Annotated in this window: 14 protein-coding genes; 12 read left to right on the forward strand and 2 right to left on the reverse strand. The window is 64.1% G+C overall.

What is annotated here, in order from left to right; all coding sequences use genetic code 11:
• The first annotated feature begins 5 nt into the window (after positions 1-5).
• The 9 genes from LB535_RS02575 (at position 6) to LB535_RS02615 (ending at position 9,985) form a co-directional block, all read left to right on the forward strand.
• Entirely contained in the window at positions 6-1,151 is a 1,146-nt protein-coding gene (locus LB535_RS02575; protein WP_224631045.1) for an aminodeoxychorismate synthase component I, read from the forward strand.
• Positions 1,100-1,762, forward strand: a complete 663-nt coding sequence (locus tag LB535_RS02580) for an aminotransferase class IV family protein (RefSeq protein WP_224631046.1) — start codon at positions 1,100-1,102, stop codon at positions 1,760-1,762. Before LB535_RS02575 ends, LB535_RS02580 begins: the two co-directional genes overlap by 52 nt.
• Before the next feature lie 39 nt (positions 1,763-1,801).
• Positions 1,802-2,737, forward strand: a complete 936-nt coding sequence (locus LB535_RS02585) for a heme-dependent oxidative N-demethylase family protein (RefSeq protein WP_224631047.1) — start codon at positions 1,802-1,804, stop codon at positions 2,735-2,737.
• 132 nt (positions 2,738-2,869) lie between these two features.
• Positions 2,870-4,315 (forward strand): homospermidine synthase, encoded by a 1,446-nt coding sequence (locus LB535_RS02590; protein WP_224631048.1) that lies wholly within the window; start codon positions 2,870-2,872, stop codon positions 4,313-4,315.
• Positions 4,316-4,503: 188 nt separating this feature from the next.
• On the forward strand, positions 4,504-4,878 hold the full coding sequence (locus tag LB535_RS02595) for a hypothetical protein (protein ID WP_095766333.1): 375 nt from the start codon (positions 4,504-4,506) through the stop codon (positions 4,876-4,878).
• A 190-nt stretch (positions 4,879-5,068) separates the two neighbouring features.
• Entirely contained in the window at positions 5,069-7,204 is a 2,136-nt protein-coding gene (locus LB535_RS02600) for a bifunctional metallophosphatase/5'-nucleotidase (protein WP_224631049.1), read from the forward strand.
• 145 nt (positions 7,205-7,349) lie between these two features.
• Complete coding sequence (gene hemH, locus LB535_RS02605) at positions 7,350-8,414, forward strand: ferrochelatase (RefSeq protein WP_224631050.1); 1,065 nt, start codon at positions 7,350-7,352, stop codon at positions 8,412-8,414.
• A 135-nt stretch (positions 8,415-8,549) separates the two neighbouring features.
• A complete protein-coding gene (locus tag LB535_RS02610; protein WP_224543403.1) occupies positions 8,550-9,500 on the forward strand; it encodes an SPFH domain-containing protein in 951 nt (316 codons plus the stop codon).
• Between the two features lie 20 nt (positions 9,501-9,520).
• Entirely contained in the window at positions 9,521-9,985 is a 465-nt protein-coding gene (locus LB535_RS02615; protein ID WP_224631051.1) for an NfeD family protein, read from the forward strand.
• Between the two features lie 56 nt (positions 9,986-10,041).
• On the opposite strand, the gene LB535_RS02620 is transcribed toward LB535_RS02615, so the two are convergent.
• Positions 10,042-11,043: an SIS domain-containing protein gene (locus LB535_RS02620; protein WP_224524194.1), complete on the reverse strand. Its 1,002-nt coding sequence runs from the start codon at positions 11,041-11,043 to the stop codon at positions 10,042-10,044.
• 159 nt (positions 11,044-11,202) lie between these two features.
• Here LB535_RS02620 and LB535_RS02625 point away from each other — a divergent pair, with 159 nt between their 5' ends.
• On the forward strand, positions 11,203-12,996 hold the full coding sequence (locus LB535_RS02625) for an outer membrane beta-barrel protein (protein ID WP_224631052.1): 1,794 nt from the start codon (positions 11,203-11,205) through the stop codon (positions 12,994-12,996).
• Positions 12,997-13,154: 158 nt separating this feature from the next.
• On the opposite strand, the gene galU is transcribed toward LB535_RS02625, so the two are convergent.
• On the reverse strand, positions 13,155-14,060 hold the full coding sequence (gene galU, locus LB535_RS02630; RefSeq protein WP_224631053.1) for a UTP--glucose-1-phosphate uridylyltransferase GalU: 906 nt from the start codon (positions 14,058-14,060) through the stop codon (positions 13,155-13,157).
• A 235-nt stretch (positions 14,061-14,295) separates the two neighbouring features.
• Between galU and LB535_RS02635 the strand changes: the two genes are divergently transcribed.
• Complete coding sequence (locus LB535_RS02635) at positions 14,296-15,516, forward strand: lytic murein transglycosylase (protein WP_224631054.1); 1,221 nt, start codon at positions 14,296-14,298, stop codon at positions 15,514-15,516.
• Positions 15,517-15,628: 112 nt separating this feature from the next.
• On the forward strand, positions 15,629-16,846 hold the full coding sequence (locus tag LB535_RS02640) for a DUF459 domain-containing protein (protein ID WP_224631055.1): 1,218 nt from the start codon (positions 15,629-15,631) through the stop codon (positions 16,844-16,846).
• The last annotated feature ends 33 nt before the right edge of the window (positions 16,847-16,879 follow it).

Below are 16,879 nucleotides of genomic sequence, written 5' to 3' on the forward strand. Positions count from 1 at the left end.
GGCTCATGTCCCTGCCCGCAGCCATTTTCCGCAACGACGCGACCGCTCGTCAGCTGGTCTTCGATCGGCCGGATGAGATCATCGTCGCGCACGAGGCTGAAGAGTTCGGGCCTGCGCTTGAAAGGGCCCAGGCCGCCTCCGACTCCGGCAAATGGCTGGCGGGCTATTTCTCCTACGAAGCAGGTTACCTGCTCGAGCCGAAACTGGTGCCGCTGCTGCCCGATGGCCGCCGCGCGCCGTTGGTTTGCCTCGGCGTATTCGATGCGCCGGACGAGGAGGAGGTCCCGCAGTCACAGGCGTCAGCCAGCAATGGTCCAATCTTCGATGCCCGCGCAGCCTGGTCGGCCGAGGACTATGCCGGCCGTTTCGCGCGACTTCACAACCACATCCGCAAGGGCGATTCCTATCAGGGCAACCTCACCTTTCCGGTCCGTGCGCAGTGGTCCGGAGATCCGCTTGCGGCCTTCGACGCGCTCACCGAACGCCAGCCGGTGAAATACGGCGCGCTGGTCTCGCTCGGCGATCCGATCGTCCTGTCGCGCTCGCCCGAACTGTTCTTCGAGATCGATGCCGACGGCATGATCGAGACGCATCCGATGAAAGGCACCGCGCCGCGCGGCGCGACCAAGGCCGAAGACGCCCGGCTGAAGGCCTTCCTGCGCAACGACGAGAAGAACCAGGCCGAGAACCGGATGATCGTCGACCTTCTGCGCAACGACATCTCGCTGATCAGCCAAGTCGGCACGCTCGACGTGCCGGAACTGTTCCGCATCGAGACCTATCCGACGGTGCACCAGATGGTCAGCCGCGTGCGGGCGCGGCTTTTGCCCGACATCGGCATCCGCCAGGTCTTCGCCGCGCTCTTCCCCTGCGGCTCGATCACCGGCGCGCCGAAAATCCGCGCCATGGAAATCCTGCATGAGCTGGAAGATGCGCCGCGAGACGTCTATTGCGGCGCCATCGGCTGGATCGCGCCGGGTGGCAGGATGCGCTTTTCGGTGGCGATCCGCACCATCTCGCTCTTTGCCGACGGCGAGGCCGTCTACAATGTCGGCGGCGGCGTCGTCTTCGATTCCACCGCCGAGGAGGAGTATCGGGAGTGCCTGTTGAAAGCCCGCTTCGCGACAGGAACGGTGCCGGCTTCGAGCTGATCGAGACCATGCGCTGGGAGCCTGGGTCGGGCTTCCTGCGCTTCGAGCGCCACCTTGCGAGACTTTATGCGTCCGCCGCCGAACTCGGCTTCGTCTGCGATCCTGAACGGATCGGCGAAGTGCTTTCAAACGCCGTCGGCGGGAACAAGCTTGCCTTGCGCGTGCGTCTTGCCTTGCAGCGCAATGGCGAAGCGACGGCCGCGGCTCAAGTCTATGAACCGCTGCCCGCCGACAAGGTCTGGCGCCTGCAGCTGGCGCGGATCCGTCTCGATTCGGCCAACACGCTGTTGCGCCACAAGACAAGCCTGCGCCAGGTCTACGCGCAGGCGCGCGCCGAATATCTCGCCACCCGCGCCGACGAAGTGCTTTTGGCCAACGAGCGCGGCGAGCTCTGCGAGGGCACGATCACCAATCTCTTCGCCGACTTCGGCGACGGCCCGCTTGCCACGCCGCGGCTCGACTGCGGCCTTTTGCCTGGAATATTGCGCGGCGCGCTTCTGGACGAAGGCCGCGCCGTGGAAGCGATCTACAGCTTCGACGATCTGAAGGCGGCGAAGGCGATCTTCGTCGGCAACTCGCTGCGCGGGCTGATCCCGGCGCGGCTTGGCTGACCGCGCCGGAGACATAAACTGGATAGCACCCAAACAGGCATGATCATCCGCCAGCCGACCCACACGCCCTATGACGGGTCCTCGAAACTCTTCACCATCGGGCTGAAGCCGCTCGACTTCGACCGCTGGATCGAGGTCGATGAATTGCTGCTGCCGCATCTGGCCGAGAAGCAACGGCTCTATGGGGAAATCCCGGAAAAGGTCTTTGTCGAGGAAGACGGCACAAGCGAGGCTCAGCGCGAAGTGCTGGACCTGCTCGTCGCACATCTCGAAGCCGCGCATCCCGGCACGCATCGTCGCAACGGAGAGGATGTCGAGCCGATCGGTTTCGAGACGGCAAGCGACAGGCTGCCTCCTGCCCTGCGCGAGGCGCCGCTGGCCAAGGCTTCGCTGCTCGTCCAGGAAGATCTGATCCTGATGCGCCGCGGCGAGCACGGCTGGCGGCTCGCCGCCGGCTCGCTCTGCTTCCCTTCGTCCTGGTCGCTGCAGGAAAAATTCGGCAAGCCATTGCAGGAGATTCACAAACCGGTGCCTGGATTCGGGCCCGGCACGCGGCCGGCCGAGCTCATCAACCGCATGTTCGACGGCCTGCAGGGCCAGGCGGTCGAGCGCTTCAACTGGTCGATCCAGGCCGGCGATGCGCTCTATCATCCGCTCTCCAATGTCGAACGCATCGACCGCGCCACGAACCGCCCGAGCCGCTTCGCCGACGGCAACATCAAAGCCCACGCCTTCATCCGCGTCGAACGCCAGACGCTGCGCAAGCTTCCCCTGTCGCGCGACATCCTCTTCACCATCCGCATCCATCTCGATCCGCTCAAGCTGCTCGTTCGCCATCCTGACCGGGCAGCCCTCGCCGTCTCCTTCGCGGAGCAGCTCCTGGCCCTGGATCAGCAACAACTCGACTATAAGGGCCTGACCGCGGACCGCGACCGGCTGGTCGAATTCCTCAGCGGCATGGCCTGCACGCCTTAACCAAGGTGCCAGCCGGGCCTGGCCGGCGGTTGGTGCTTTTCGCTGGTTTATGACAATGATCTGTGGTTGTAGCGCTTGGCCGTCGGGCAAAAGGCCCCGGTTTTGCGCGTGTTTGAAGGAGTGTGCGAAAAAATGGCGAACGAAAACTGGCCCGTTTACGGTGAAATCACCGGCCCTGTCGTGATGATCGGCTTCGGCTCGATCGGACGGGGAACGCTGCCGCTGATCGAGCGCCATTTCAAGTTCGACAAGTCGCGCATGACGGTCATCGACCCGCGCGACACCGACCGCAAGCTGCTCGACGAGCGCGGCATCGCCTTCATGCAGGACGCGGTGACCGAGAAGAATTACAAGAAGCTGCTGACGCCGCTTCTGACCAATGGCGGCGGCCAGGGCTTTTGCGTCAACCTGTCGGTCGACACCGGCTCGGTGGACCTGATGAAATTGTGCCGCAAGCTCGGCGTGCTCTACATCGACACCGTCGTCGAGCCTTGGCTCGGCTTCTATTTCGACACCGAGGCCGACAATGCCAGCCGCACCAACTATGCGCTGCGCGAGGCGATGATCAAGGAAAAGCAAGACAAGCCCGGCGGCCCGACGGCGGTCTCGACCTGCGGCGCCAATCCCGGCATGGTCTCGTGGTTCGTCAAGAAGGCGCTGGTCAACCTCGCCACCGATCTCGGTCTCGAGTTTTCCGAGCCCGCGCAGGAGGATCGCGAGGCCTGGGCCAGGCTTATGAAGAAGGCCGGCGTCAAGGGCATCCATATCGCCGAGCGCGACACCCAGCGCACGAAGAAGCCGAAGCCGATGAACGTGTTCTGGAACACCTGGTCGGTCGAAGGCTTCATCTCGGAGGGCCTGCAGCCGGCCGAGCTCGGCTGGGGCACGCATGAAAACTGGATGCCGAAGAACGGCAAGAAGCACAAGCACGGCTCCAAGGCGGCAATCTATCTGGAACAGCCCGGCGCCAACACGCGCGTGCGCAGCTGGTGCCCGACGCCCGGCCCGCAATACGGCCTGCTGGTGACGCACAACGAGTCGATCTCGATCGCCGACTTCTTCACCGTGCCCTCGAAAAAGGGCAAGGTCCAGTATCGCCCGACCTGCCACTACGCCTACCATCCCTGCAACGACGCCATGCTGTCGCTGGACGAGATGTTCGGCGCCGCCGGCAAGTCGCAGCCCGTCCACCACGTGCTCGACGAGAACGAATTGGTCGACGGCGTCGACGAGCTCGGCGTGCTGCTCTACGGCCACGACAAGAACGCCTACTGGTACGGCTCGCAGCTGTCGCTGGCCGAGGCGCGCAAGCTCGCCCCCTACCAGAACGCCACCGGCCTGCAGGTGACCTCGGCTGTGCTCGCCGGCATGGTCTGGGCGCTGGAGAACCCGACCGCCGGCATCGTCGAGGCCGACGAGATGGACTACCGGCGCTGCCTCGAAGTGCAACTTCCCTATCTCGGGCCGGTCAGGGGCTACTACACCGACTGGACGCCGCTGGATAACCGGCCGGGTCTCTTCCCCGAGGACCTGGACAAGGACGACCCGTGGCAGTTCCGCAACATTCTGGTCCGATAGCAGCCGGACCTACCGGAGCAATTCGAGGAAAAGTGTGAAACGGTTTTCCGTCCGGATTTGTGTGAAAACAAGTGGATAGAGCGGTTCGCCGTTTCCGCGAAACGGTGGAGACGCTCTCCCTCTGCGCCTTGCAATCGCCCGGAAATCGGGCGAATGAGTATCGGCGGACTGAGGAGAGGATTTTCAAAATGACCATTGCGCGCAAACTGCTTTCGGCAGGCGCCGCGGCAAGCCTTCTGGCTGCGGCCGCCTGCACCACCACCGGCCCCGCGGACCAGCCTTCGATGGCGGCGCCGAAGGGCGTCGAGGGCAACTGGATCGACGCCAAGGGCACCGGCCTGTCGACCTTCGCGGCCGGCAGCTTCACCACCGTCGCCACCGACACCGGCCAGAAGCTGTCGGAAGGCAGCTACACCATGACCGGAGCGACCTCGGTCGAGATCCACGGCACCTCGCTGATCCGCCAGACGCCGGTCAGCTTCAACTGCCTGATGGTCTCCATCAGCCAACTCAATTGCACCAGCGCCAGCGGCCAGAATTTCGTGCTGACGCGCCGAGCTTGAGCGTTCGCAAATCGTCAGCCGACAGGGCCGGCGGCGCAAGCCGCCGTCCTTTTTTGTGCCGGCAAACATCTCCCTGATTTGTGCTTGCATCGACCGGAACCCGATGTGAACATGACCGGAGCTGACTGTTATTTTCCAGTCAAGCGAGGGCGCTAAGCATATTCGAAGTCAGCTTATCCGGGAGACGAAGATGAAGAAGATTGCCGCGATCCTAGCCCTGTCGGCATCGGCGCTCGGCCTGTCGGCAGGCGCGTCTTTTGCCGACTACACGCTGAACATCCTGCATTTCAACGATTGGCACAGCCGCATCGAAGGCAACAACAAATACGAGTCGACCTGCTCCGCCGATGAAGAGACCAAGGGCGAATGCATCGGCGGCGCCGGCCGGCTGATCACGGCGATCGCTCAGGAGCGCAAGAAGCTCGAAGGCCAGAACCTGCTGCTGCTCAATGCCGGCGACAGCTTCCAGGGATCGCTGTTCTACATCACCTACAAGGGTGCGGCGGAAGAGGAATTCCTCAATCAGATCAAGCCCGACGCGGTAACGCTCGGCAACCACGAGTTCGACGACGGCGAGACCGCGCTGGTTCCCTATCTCGACAAGGCGAAATTCCCGATCGTCAGCGCCAATGTCGTGCCCAACGACAAGTCCGGCGCCAAGGACAAGATCAAGCCTTCGATCGTCGTCGAGGTCGGTGGCCAGAAGATCGGCATCGTCGGCGCCGTCACCAACGACACGCCGGAACTCGCGTCGCCCGGCCCGAACATCGCCATCGCCGACGATGTCAAGTCGATCACGGCCGAGGTCGAGAAGCTCAAGGCACAAGGCATCAACAAGATCATCGCGGTCACCCATATCGGCTACAGGCGCGAGCGCGACGTCATAGCGAAAATTCCGGGTGTCGACGTGGTGGTCGGCGGCCACAGCCACACCCTTCTGTCGAACACCGATCCGAAGGCCGAGGGACCGTACCCGACGATGGTCGACAACCCCGACGGTTACAAGGTACCGGTGGTGCAGGCGGCGTCCTATTCGAAATATCTCGGCGAGTTCAAGGTCGTGTTCGACGACAACGGCGTCGTCAAGGAGGCGAGCGGCGCGCCGATCTATCTCGACAAGTCGATCACCCCCGATCCCGCCGTTCTTGCCCGCATCAAGGAGCTCGGCGCGCCGATCGAGGCGCTGAAGAACAAGGAGGTGGCCGAGACCACCAAGGCCATCGACGGCAGCCGCGAGAATTGCCGCGCGCGCGAATGCGAGATGGGCAATCTCGTCTCCGACGCCATTCTCGAGCGCGCCAAGGGCCAGGGCGTCGAAATCGTCATCTCGAACGGCGGCGGCCTGCGCGCCTCGATCGACCAGGGCACGGTGACTATGGGCGAGGTGCTGACCGTGCTGCCCTTCCAGAACACGCTGGCCACTTTCAAGATCTCGGGCAAGGACCTGGTTGCGGGCCTTGAAAACGGCCTCAGCCAGATCGAGGACGGCGCCGGCCGCTTCCCGCAGGTTGCCGGCATCAAATATTCCTTCGACAGATCCGTCGCGCCCAATGCCGGCCGCGTCAAATCGGTCGAGGTGATGGAGAACGGCGCCTGGGCGCCGATCAGCCCGGACAAGCAGTACCTCGTCGCCACCAACAACTACGTCCGCCAGGGCGGCGACGGCTACAAGGTTTTCGCCGACAAGGCGACCGACGCCTATGACTACGGCCCAGGCCTGGAGCAGGTGGTGGCCGACTATCTCGGCGCCCACCGTCCCTACACGCCGAAGCTCGACGGCCGCATCACCGAGCTTGCGGCAACGGCGACGGCGGCCGAGCCGGCCAAGCCTGCGGAACCGGCGAAGCCTGCCGAGACCGCTCCCGCCACCCAGGCACCTGCGAACGGGGCAGCAAAACCAGCCGAGACGTCGCCAGCAAGCGGCGAACCCGCCATGCCGGCTCCGCCTTCCGGTTCCAGCGACATTGCCGGCACGCCGCCGGCCGTTTCTACCGAAACCGCTCCGGCCGCGGCCACCGAGACCGCGAAACCTGCCGAGACCGCGCCCGCGGCGCCGGCCGCGGAACCGGCAAAGCCCGCCGAGACCGCCCCGGCAACGCCTGCTCCCGCAGCCGAGCCGGCCAAGCCGGCGCAGGCAACGCAGGCCGAAGCGAAACCGGCCGAGACCAGCCACACCATCGCCGCCGGCGATACCTATTGGGACCTGGCCAAGAAAGCCTATGGCGACGCAACCAAGTGGAAGCTCATCTCCGAAGCCAATAAGGATTATAAGCCGCGGCGCCTGCCGCTCGGCGCGACGCTGACCATCCCGCCGGCCGCGAAGTAACCGGTCATCCGGAAAGCATGGCACCCGCTCGGGCAACCGGGCGGGTGTTCCTTTTTGAGGTCCTGACGCGATAGGGTGCGGCCAGACGCAGCATTGAAAACCGGCAGGGCATCGCTAGGTTCCGCGGCGCTACCGGAGACTGTTGATGACCATTGCCAACCCCACCGATGCCAAAGCCGCAAAGGCCGTCGGCCTGCCGCCGGCGCATGCCGCGCCGGTCAGACCAGGCAAGATCGGCGTCATGCTGGTCAATCTCGGCACGCCCGACGGCACGGACTTCAGGCCGATGTGGCGCTACCTGCGCGAATTCCTCTCCGATCCGCGCGTCATCGAGCTCAACAAGGCGATCTGGTATCCGATCCTGTATGGACTGGTGCTGACGACCCGGCCGAAAAAATCCGGCGCCAACTACGCCCGTATCTGGAACCGGGAGATGAACGAGTCGCCGCTGCGCACTTTCACCCGCGCTCAAGGTCAGAAGCTGGCCGCCGCACTTACCGACCTGCCCGATGTGGTGGTCGACTGGGCGATGCGCTACGGCAATCCCTCGACGGCAAGCGTCACTCAGAAGCTGGTCGACCAGGGCTGCGACCGCATCCTCACCTTTCCGCTCTATCCGCAATATTCGGCGACGACGACGGCGACCGCCAACGACCAGCTGTTTCGCGCGCTGATGAAGATCAGGCGCGCGCCGGCGATCCGCAGCGTGCCGCCCTATTATGACGAACCGGTCTATATCGACGCGCTTGCGCGTTCGATCGAGCAGCACCTGGCGACCCTCGACTTCGTGCCGGAGGTGGTGATCGCCTCCTATCACGGCATCCCCAAGCCCTATTCCGACAAGGGCGATCCCTACGGGACGCATTGCCTGGAGACCACGCGGCTGCTGCGGGCAAGGCTCGGCTGGGACGAGAAGAAGCTCATCGCCACCTTCCAGTCGCGTTTCGGCGCGCAGGAATGGCTGCAGCCTTACACCGATGTCACGGTCGAGAAACTGGCCAAGGACGGCGTGAAATCGATCGCCATTGTCAATCCCGGTTTCTCCGTCGACTGCATCGAGACGCTGGACGAAATCGGCCGCGAGGCGGCCGAAACCTTCCATCACGCCGGCGGCGAGAATTTTGCGCACATCCCCTGCCTCAACGACAGCGCCGAGGGCATGGCGGTCATCGAAGCGCTGGCCCGGCGCGAGCTTTCCGGCTGGGTGTGACCGGTTTCACCGACAGGCTCGAAACCGGTGCGCAAAAGCCTTCGCTAACCAATATTCCCGATCACCTGATTGTAACGCTGCGGAAACACACTTAAGTGATTCCGTGAGGTCGCCGCCTTTTGAGGGAGAAACGAAATGGGCTTCAGCGGTTTCGATATTGCCATCATTGTTCTTGTCTTCCTGGTCATCATCCTTCTTTTCAAAGGCATCAAGACGGTGCCGCAAGGCTATAATTACACGGTGGAACGCTTCGGCCGGTACACCAAGACGCTGACGCCTGGCCTGAACATCATCAACCCCATCTTCGAGCGCGTCGGCGCCAAGATGAATATGATGGAGCAGGTGCTCGACGTGCCGACGCAGGAGATCATCACCCGCGACAACGCCATCGTCGGTGTCGACGGCATCGCCTTCTACCAGATCCTCAATGCCGCGCAGGCCGCTTATCAGGTGGCCGGGCTGCAGAACGCCATTCTCAACCTGACCATGACCAACATCCGTACCGTCATGGGCTCGATGGACCTCGACGAATTGCTGTCCAATCGCGACGCCATCAACGAGCGCCTGTTGCGCGTCGTCGACGAGGCGGCGCATCCGTGGGGCATCAAGATCACCCGCGTCGAGATCAAGGACATCAATCCGCCGGCCAATCTGATCGAATCTATGGGCCGCCAGATGACGGCCGAGCGCAACAAGCGCGCCCAGATCCTGGCCGCCGAAGGCCTCAAGCAATCGCAGATCCTCGAGGCCGAGGGCCGCAGGGAAGCAGCCTTCCGCGACGCCGAGGCGCGCGAGCGCTCGGCCGAAGCGGAGGCCAAGGCGACGCAAGTCGTGTCGGAAGCCATCGCCAAGGGCGACGTGCAGGCGCTCAACTACTTCATCGCCCAGAAATATACCGAGGCGTTGACCAGGATCGGCTCGGCCACGAACAGCAAGGTGGTGCTGATGCCGCTTGAAGCCTCGTCGTTGATCGGAACGCTCGGCGGCATCGGCGAGATCGCCAAGGAAGTTTTCAGGAGTGAAGGTACGGCCGGCGCGCAGCGGCAGGCCGCACGCCCGCCGCTGGTTCGGCCGAACGAAACCTGAGATCATAGGAGGCTGCTCCCATGTTCGACCGTATCGTTTCCGAACTCGGCCCGTGGAACTGGATGGTTCTGGGCTTCGTGCTCCTGGTGATGGAGATCGTCGCGCCGGGCGTCTTCATGCTGTGGATCGGCATCGCCGCGCTCATCGTCGGCGCCGTGTCGCTGGCGATATGGGACGCCGCTTTCTGGACCTGGCAGGTGCAGGTGCTGGCGTTCCTGATCCTGTCGCTGATCTCGGCTTTCGTCGGCAAGAAACTGATGGCCGCCCGCCACGACGATGCCGACCAGCCGCTGCTCAACCGCCGCGGCGCGCAGATGGTGGGCAAGCTGGCGACGCTGGCCGAGCCGATCAAGGACGGCCGCGGCCGCATCAAGCTCGGCGACACGCTGTGGCGCGTTTCCGGTCCTGACCTCCCTGCCGGCACGCAAGTGCGCGTTGTCGGCGCCGCCGACACCGACCTGGAACTGACGGTCGAGGCGGCCTGACCCGAGACAGGTATCGGACGGGCTGAGACTAAGGCAATTCCTGGAAAAGTGCGTGGCTAGGCTGCGCCAATGCGCAGCAGGTCGTGGAAGTGAACTACGCCCACCGGCATTTTGTCTTTGGTCACGACCAGCGCGCCGATATTGTGCTCGTTGAGCATGGCGATCGCCGTGCCCGCCAGCGTCTGCGGATCGATCGTCTTGGGCGTGCGGGTCATGACCTCATCGACGGTCACGTCGGCCAGATTGCGATGCAGATTGCGTGCAACGTCGCCGTCGGTCACGATCCCGACCAGTTTGCCGCTCGTATCGACGATGCAGACGCACCCGACTTTCTTCTGCGACAGCGTCATCACCGCTTCCGGCATCTTGGTGCCGAGCAGGGCGAGCGGCACCTGATCGCCGGTCCGCATGATCTCCGACACCAGGGTCAGATTGGCGCCAAGCTGCCCGCCGGGGTGCAAGGTCCGGAAGTGATCCGGCGTGAAGCCCCGCGCTTCGAGCAGAGCGATGGCCAACGCGTCGCCCAATACGAGTTGGAGAAGCGTTGATGTCGTCGGAGCCAGCCCGTGCGGACAAGCCTCGGGCACGACCGGCAGCAGCAAGACCACATCGGCCGCACGCGCCAGCGCCGAGCTCTCGCCGGAAGTAATGGCGATCAGCGGGATGGAAAAACGCCTCGAATAGGCGACGATGCCCATCAATTCCTTGCTTTCGCCCGACCACGACATGGCGATGATGGCGTCGTCCTTGGCGATCATGCCGAGATCGCCGTGATTGGCCTCGGCGGGATGGACGAAAAAGGCTGGCGTGCCGGTCGAGGCAAGCGTCGCGGCGATCTTGGCGCCGATATGGCCGCTCTTGCCGACGCCGGTGACGATGACGCGGCCCTCGATCCGCGAGATCAGGTCGATCGCGGCGGCAAAAGGCTCGGTCAGCCCGTTTGCGAGCGCGGCGGCCAGGGCCGCCACGCCGGTCTGCTCCGTCGCCACCGTTCTCAGCGCCGATTCGATCACGGCCTGCCTGTCCGGCTGCTTTCTCTCTGGGGACCCCGCATGCATGGCGCAAGCGATTAGCGCTTTGCCGCGCCCCTGTCCAACGGAATTGCCTTCAACCTCCGATTGGGGATCTCTGAGGCGGCTCTCTCAACCCTCCGTTAACCATCCGCATTTACGGTTCGGTAAGTATGGCGCAACCGCGCCGCGCAAGCAGTGGTGACGATGTCCGGGGGCCAGTCTGAAACGAAAATCGGCCGAAGCGGCCTTGCCCTTGCAGCACTGCTGCTGACGGCAAGCGCGCTAGCCTTGCTGCATCCCGCGCCGGCATTCTCGCAGGAAACCGAGCTGCGCGGCGAGGTCTCCGAATCGGCCATACTCGCCGACCAGCAGCGCAAGGCCAGGCAGTTGCGGGCGCGGGGATCGCAGGGTCAGACCCCGCCCGCCGCCGCTGCCGTCCAGGACACGGCATCGACGACCTATCAGCCGTCAAGCCCCGGCGCCGTTCCCGATGACGATCAGACGGCGGGCGCGACGGACAGCATCTTCGATCAGCCGCAGGCAACGGACGATCCATTGACCGACACGAAGGCTCTGGTAAAACCCCGCCGACCTTGGACGGCAAAGCAGCGTGCTCAGGACGCCAAGGCCGGCGCCAAGACCGCCGACAAGAAAAAGGCCAAGAAGAAAACCGGCGAAGCGACGGACAGCACGACCACCGCCGCAACCGCCGGCACAGGCAACCGGACCGACGCCACCGCCACCGACGACAATGACGGCAGCAACCGCCGTGCCGTCACCATCGACAGCGTCGACAAGCAGAAGCTGGACCCCGGTCAGGAGCGCACCGCCTCCATAGAAGGCCTGAAAGTCAAGCCGGAGGAGGATCCCTTCGCCGCGCCGGGCATCAAGGTCGGCACCTTTCTCTTCCGGCCGACGCTCGAGCAGGGCTTCACCGCGACCTCCAATGCCGATTCCAGCAGCACCGGCAAATCGGCGGTTCTGTCCGAGACGGCGCTGCGCTTCACCGCGACCTCCGACTGGCGCGAGAATTCGGCTTCGATTACCGGCTACGGCCAGTTCCGCAACACCGTCTCTGGCCAGAAGATCAACGACGCGCAGGGCCGTATCGAGGGCCAGCTCAATGTCGACCTCGACAACGAGCTGCGCGCCATCGCCAAACTGGGCTATGAGGCCGCGCCAGAATCGGCCTCCTCGGCGGATGCGATCGCCGGTGTCACCCAACAGCCGCTGCGCCAGACCGTCGACGGCAGCCTCGGTCTCGAAAAGAGTGTCGGCAAGATGCGCTACGCGCTGACCGGCGCGGTCTCGCATGATTTCTACGGCGATGCCGAACTCTCCGACGGCACCACCGTTTCGCAGAAGGATCGCGACTCCACGCTCTATACCGCGACCTTGCGCACCGGTTACGAGATTTCGCCGGCGCTGACGCCGTTCACGGAAGTCGAGGCCGGGCGGCGCCTCTATGACCTGCGCGTCGACACCGACGGCTTCGAGCGATCCTCGACCAGGCTTGGCGCGCGCGCCGGGCTCGAGCTCGACATGGGCGAGAAGCTGTCCGGCGAATTTTCCGTCGGCTGGCTGCGCGAGGCGATCGACGACAACCGCCTTCCGGCGGTAGCGGGTCCGAGCATCGATGCCGACCTCAAATGGTCGCCCGAGCGCGGCACTACGATTGGCCTGACCGGCAAGACCAGGGTCGAAACAACCACAACGGCTAATGAGAGCGGCGATATCCTCTACTCCGGCCGTCTGACCGGCGAGCGCCAGATCCGCGCCAATCTGACGGCGAACTCGGCGCTCGGCCTCGACTGGCGCGATTACACCGGCTCCGACGGCCACGATTTGATCGTGAGCGCTGAGGCCGGGCTGACCTGGTGGTTGAACCGCTATGCCGGGGTCACCACCAGGGTAAGGACGGAGAAGCTGACCAGCAATCTGCCTGGCCGAGACTATACGACCAACAGTGTCTATCTCGGCCTGAAGGTCCAGCGCTGAAGGGCAGCAACCGCCAAGCCTATGCCGAGATTCAGGTCAGGCCGAGTCGAGAACGGTGGCTTCCGAGAACCGGAGCGGAGCGTACTCAAAGTACGTGAGCACCGGAAGCGCAGGAAACTGCCGTTCGCAGACCGGCCTCACCTGAATATCGGCATAGGCTAAGACGCGGCGCCGCGCCGCTCTACCGGCCGCACCTCGTCCAGCAGCGTGCGGATGACGCCGGCCATGCTTCCGTTCATGTCGCTACGCCAGAGCGCGAAGGCGACATTGGCCTCGACGAAACCTTCCGGCGAGCCGCAATCGAACGTGCGCCCCTTGTAGTGATAGCCGTAGAAGGGCTGCTCTTTCTCCAGCTTCAGCATCGCGTCGGTCAGCTGAATCTCGTTGCCGGCGCCACGCTCCTGGCTCTCCAGGATGCCGAAGATTTCCGGCTGCAGGATGTAGCGGCCGTTGATGTAAAGATTGGAGGGCGCGGTCCCCTGTTTCGGCTTCTCCACCATGCCGGTGATGCGGAAGCCGTGATGCGCGTCCTCGCCGCGGCCGACGATGCCGTATTTATGCGCCTCGGCCGGATCGCATTCCTGCACGGCGATGATGTTGTTGCCGGTCTCGGCATAGAGTTCGACCATGTCCTTCATGCAGCTCTTTTCCGACTGCATGATCATGTCCGGCAGAAGCAAGGCGAACGGCTCCTCGCCGACCAGCTCGCGGGCGCACCAGACGGCGTGGCCAAGGCCCATCGGCACCTGCTGGCGCGTGAAGCTCGTCTGTCCCGGCGCCGGCTGAAGCCGCTGCAGGCGGGCGAGCTGATCGTCCTTGCCGCGCTGGGCAAGCGTGTCATACAGCTCGAACTGGACGTCGAAATGGTCCTCGATGACCGCCTTGTTGCGTCCGGTCACGAAGATGAAATGCTCGATGCCGGCCTCGCGTGCCTCATCGACCACATATTGGATGACCGGCCGGTCGACGACGGTCAGCATTTCCTTCGGGATGGCCTTGGTGGCCGGAAGAAACCGCGTGCCGAGGCCGGCGACCGGGAAAACTGCCTTGCGAACGCGCTTCATGCTGACACCCCCTGCGTTTCAGCCAATTATCCGCTCGGCGGCACGCTCCGCAATCCCCCAAACATTTCCCGACGGAAATCATTTTCACGCCGGAATGTTGGATTAAGGGCGAGCAGTGAACGTGAGAACTAAAAGCCGCGACACCTCTTTTCGTTCCCCGCGGGACCTATGGTAAACCAAATGCTAACCCGGTTCGGCGTTGAATGATCTTCCTGATTTGACGAAGGAGGAAATGATGTCCGTTCGCAACACCGCGAGGCGCCTGACGGCACTGGCGACGGCCGCCGGCCTCACGCTGGCCTTGCTGATGCCCGCCGGACCCGCTTTCGCCGATGCCGGATTCCGCCAGTGGGTCTCGGATTTCCGCGCAACCGCGGTGGCGGGCGGCGTTTCGGGGGCGGTCTACGATCAGTCCATGAGAGGCATCGAGCCCGACCCGGTCGTGCTGGAAAAGGCCCGCACCCAGCCGGAATTCACCGCGCCCGCCTGGGACTATTTCGACAACCGCGTGCACGACCAGGCAGTCGCCAACGGCCAGGCGATGGCGAAGAAATGGAGGCCGTGGCTCGATCGGATCGAGGCGCGGTTCGGTGTCGACCGCAACATCCTTTTGGCCATCTGGTCGATGGAATCGAACTATGGCGAGACGCTCAAGCGCGACGACATCATGCGCAACGTCGTCCGCTCGCTGGCGACGCTTGCCTATGGCGATCCGAAGCGGTCGAAATATGCCCGCACCCAACTGATCGCGGCCTTGAAGATCCTGCAGACCGGCGACATCGATGAAAGCCATCTGATGGGCTCCTGGGCAGGCGCGATGGGCCAGACCCAATTCATCCCGACCAGCTACCAGCGCTATGCGGTCGACATGGACGGCAATGGCAAGCGAGACATCTGGAGTTCGATCCCCGACGCGCTGGCGACCTCCGCCAATCTGCTCAAGAAGAACGGCTGGCAGGCCGGCAAGACCTGGGGCTATGAGGTCTCCATACCGGCCGGCAAATTGCCCGGCGGCGTAAAGACGATCGCCCAATGGCAGGCGCTCGGCGTCGTCAGGGCCAGCGGCAAGCCGTTCAAGAACCTGACCGACAAGGCGACGTTGAAAGTGCCGGACGGCCGGGGTGGACCCGCCTTCCTGATGATCAGGAATTTCTCCGTCATCAAGGCCTACAACAACGCCGACAAATACGCTTTGGCCGTGGGCCTTCTGGCCGACGAGATCGCCGGCGGCACCGGCCTGGTGCAGGACTGGCAGCGGCCTTTCACCAAGCTCAGCTTCGAGGAACGGCAGGAACTGCAGAAGCGGCTTTCAGATCACGGCTACTATGACGGCAAGTTCGACGGCAAGATCGGCGACGGCTCGAAAGCCGCCATCATGGCCTACCAGGCCAAGGTTGGCTTGAACCAGGATGGCTATCCGAGCCTGGAAGTGCTCAAATGGCTCCGCAAGCAGTAAAGCCTGGGGAAGCGCCAGCATCCTCTCAAAGACGGCAAGGATGCTGTAGCGCTTCGGCTTGCGCATGACTTTCCCACGTCTTTCGGTCATGCGCCAAGGGATGGAGAGGTGTTTGGTTTCGGTTGCGCGTATCAGGCAGGGCATTCGCCGGGCGCCGATCCTGTTTCTCGCCCTGGCCGTGCTCGTCGTCACTGCCGCGGGCGCTTTCCACGCACCGGCATTCGCGCAGGAGGAAAGCCGCGGCTGGTCGTTGCGTGACCTTCTGTTCCCGCGCCGCAGCGAACGCGTCGAGCCACCGTTCGAAATCCAGAAATCAAGGCCGAAACCAAAGAAGAAATCCAAGCCGCGCCCGCCGGCCGAGCCGGAAACGCCGATCGTCGAGAAGACGAACGACGCCCATGTCGTGCTGGTGGTCGGCGATTTTCTGGCGGGCGGGCTGGCCGAGGGCCTGGACACCGCCTTTGCCGACAATCCTGCCGTCAGGATTGTCGCCCGCGCCAACGGGTCGTCGGGCTTCGTTCGCGACGATTTCTATAACTGGCCGGTCGAGATCAAGTCGTTGATCGAGACCGAGAAGCCGTCGGCCGTGATCGTCATGCTGGGCTCCAATGACCGCCAGCAGATGCGGGTCGGCGAGGTGCGCGAGCAGCCGCGCTCGGAGAACTGGACCAAGGAATACGAGCGCCGCGCCGATGCGCTCGGCAAGGCCATCCAGGACACCAAGGTGCCGTTCCTGTGGGTCGGCATGCCGGCTTTCGGTGTGTCGAAGATGAACTCGGACATGCTCGCCTTCAACGACATCTACCATTCGGTCGCCGAAAAGCATGGCGGCGAATTCGTCGACGTCTGGGACGGCTTCGTCGACGAGAACGGCGCTTTCGTCACCTCCGGCCCGGACATCAACGGCCAGCCTGTTCGCCTGCGTTCCGATGATGGCATCAACGTCACCAAGGCCGGCAAGCGCAAGCTCGCCTTCTATACGGAAAAGCCGCTGGCGAAGATCCTGGGCTTGGCGGCGCCGGGAAGCGTCACGACCGTGTCGGCGCCGGCCGGCGCTCCGGTCGAGGCGCCGAAGCCGGCCGCGGCGCCCGTCATCGTCGACCGCACCGCGCCGATGCTTCTCGGCGACCCGGCGCTCGACGGCGGCACCGAGCTGCTCGGCGCCGCGCAGCCGGCCAGGGCCGATCCGAACCTGCCAGGCGAAAAACTGATCGTCGAAGGCAAGGTGCCCGCCGCCTCGCCGGGCCGCGCCGACGATTTTTCGTGGCCGCCGAAGACGCAGCCGGCGACAGCAGCTGTCGAGTCGGACCCCGCGCCCGCCAGCCCGTAATCGACGTCCATCGGATTCGTCGGGATATCCGTT

The organism is Mesorhizobium sp. CA10 (assembly GCF_020165285.1).
GTDB lineage: Bacteria > Pseudomonadota > Alphaproteobacteria > Rhizobiales > Rhizobiaceae > Mesorhizobium.

Coding starts and splice junctions, on each gene's coding strand:
- LB535_RS02610 (WP_224543403.1), top strand. CDS start 8,550: ATGGGCTTCAGCGGTTTCGATATTGCCATCATTGTTCTTGTCTTCCTG.
- LB535_RS02635 (WP_224631054.1), top strand. CDS start 14,296: ATGTCCGTTCGCAACACCGCGAGGCGCCTGACGGCACTGGCGACGGCC.
- LB535_RS02615 (WP_224631051.1), top strand. CDS start 9,521: ATGTTCGACCGTATCGTTTCCGAACTCGGCCCGTGGAACTGGATGGTT.
- hemH (WP_224631050.1), top strand. CDS start 7,350: ATGACCATTGCCAACCCCACCGATGCCAAAGCCGCAAAGGCCGTCGGC.
- LB535_RS02620 (WP_224524194.1), bottom strand. CDS start 11,043: ATGCATGCGGGGTCCCCAGAGAGAAAGCAGCCGGACAGGCAGGCCGTG.
- LB535_RS02575 (WP_224631045.1), top strand. CDS start 6: ATGTCCCTGCCCGCAGCCATTTTCCGCAACGACGCGACCGCTCGTCAG.
- LB535_RS02585 (WP_224631047.1), top strand. CDS start 1,802: ATGATCATCCGCCAGCCGACCCACACGCCCTATGACGGGTCCTCGAAA.
- galU (WP_224631053.1), bottom strand. CDS start 14,060: ATGAAGCGCGTTCGCAAGGCAGTTTTCCCGGTCGCCGGCCTCGGCACG.
- LB535_RS02595 (WP_095766333.1), top strand. CDS start 4,504: ATGACCATTGCGCGCAAACTGCTTTCGGCAGGCGCCGCGGCAAGCCTT.
- LB535_RS02625 (WP_224631052.1), top strand. CDS start 11,203: ATGTCCGGGGGCCAGTCTGAAACGAAAATCGGCCGAAGCGGCCTTGCC.
- LB535_RS02600 (WP_224631049.1), top strand. CDS start 5,069: ATGAAGAAGATTGCCGCGATCCTAGCCCTGTCGGCATCGGCGCTCGGC.
- LB535_RS02590 (WP_224631048.1), top strand. CDS start 2,870: ATGGCGAACGAAAACTGGCCCGTTTACGGTGAAATCACCGGCCCTGTC.